This window comes from Ruminococcus sp. N15.MGS-57 (genome assembly GCF_000980385.1).
Lineage (GTDB): Bacteria > Bacillota > Clostridia > Oscillospirales > Ruminococcaceae > Hominimerdicola > Hominimerdicola aceti.
On the sequence record NZ_LARF01000094.1, the window covers coordinates 1 to 1,660 of the forward strand.

1 rRNA gene is annotated in these 1,660 nt (G+C 48.6%); it reads right to left on the reverse strand.

The features are described 5' to 3' along the window. A 23S ribosomal RNA gene (locus WS40_RS10480) occupies nt 1-1,660 on the reverse strand; the annotation flags it as partial.

Below are 1,660 nucleotides of genomic sequence, written 5' to 3' on the forward strand. Positions count from 1 at the left end.
CGCCGTTCACTGGGGCTTCGATTCAATGCTTGCACATCTCCTCTTAACCTTCCAGCACCGGGCAGGCGTCAGCTCGTATACGTCATCTTTCGATTTAGCACAAACCTGTGTTTTTGGTAAACAGTTGCCTGGGCCTATTCTCTGCGGCTCACTTTCATGAGCACCCCTTATTCCGAAGTTACGGGGTCAACTTGCCGAGTTCCTTAACAACCCTTCTCCCGTTGGCCTTAGAATCTTCTTCCTATCTACCTGTGTCGGTTTGCGGTACGGGCACCTAAAATATACATACAGCTTTTCTTGTCTCTTTCCATGATGACTTCTCTACTCATTTTCGATCCCTTACGACCGGGTCAACCATCGCCCGGCTACATCACTTCTAAAGCGTCCCTGTACTTAAATCTTTCGGTGGCTACGGAATTTCAACCGTATGTGCATCGGCTACGCGTCTCCGCCTCGCCTTAGCCCCCGGCTTACCCTGAGCGGACGAACCTTCCTCAGGAAACCTTAGATTTTCGGCCATTATGATTCTCACATAATTCTCGCTACTCATTCCGGCATTCTCACTCGAATAAAGTCCACCAGCGCTTCCGCTCTGACTTCACCCCTTATTCGACGCTCTCCTACCACTCTAAATTACTTTAGAATCCCAAGCTTCGGTACATTGTTTAGCCCCGTTGAATTTTCGGCGCAGGGTCACTCGACCAGTGAGCTATTACGCACTCTTTTAATGAGTGGCTGCTTCTAAGCCAACATCCTGGTTGTTTATGCAACCCCACATCCTTTTCCACTTAACAATGTTTAGGGACCTTAGCTGTGGGTCTGGGCTGTTTCCCTTTTGACAATGAGACTTATCTCACATTGTCTGACTCCCGTGAATCAATTATCTGGCATTCTTAGTTTGATAGGGTTCAGTAATCTTTCGACCCCTAGCCCATTCAGTGCTTTACCTCCAGTAATCTTTCACGAGGCTAGCCCTAAAGCTATTTCGGAGAGAACCAGCTATATCCGAGTTCGATTGGAATTTCTCCGCTATCCACACCTCATCACCGGCCTTTTCAACGGACGTGTGTTCGGCCCTCCATGGAGTTTTACCTCCACTTCAGCCTGGACATGGATAGGTCACTCGGTTTCGGGTCTATTGCATACGACTTACTCGCCCTATTCAGACTTGCTCTCGCTTCGGCTCCGTGCCTTAAGCACTTAACCTTGCCGCATACAATAACTCGCCGGACCATTCTACAAAAGGTACCCGATCACACTTTGACGTGCTCTCGGTGCTTGTAAGCATAGGGTTTCAGGTTCTTTTTCACTCCCCTCCCGGGGTTCTTTTCACCGTTCCTTCACAGTACTATTCGCTATCGGTCATTAGGTAGTATTTAGGCTTGGAGGATGGTCCCCCCATCTTCCCACGGGGTTTCACGTGTCCCGCGGTACTTTGGATACAGCTCGCTGACTTTCTCTTTCGCTTACGTGACTCTCACACTCTTCGGTACGTTTTCCCACACGTTTCAACTAGAAATTATCAATACTAAATGCTGTCCGAAACCCCATAAGTATTGCTACCTATGGTTTAGCCTCTTCCGCTTTCGCTCGCCACTACTCACAGAATCTCGGTTGATTTCTCTTCCTCGCCCTACTTAGATGTTTCAGTTCAGGCGGT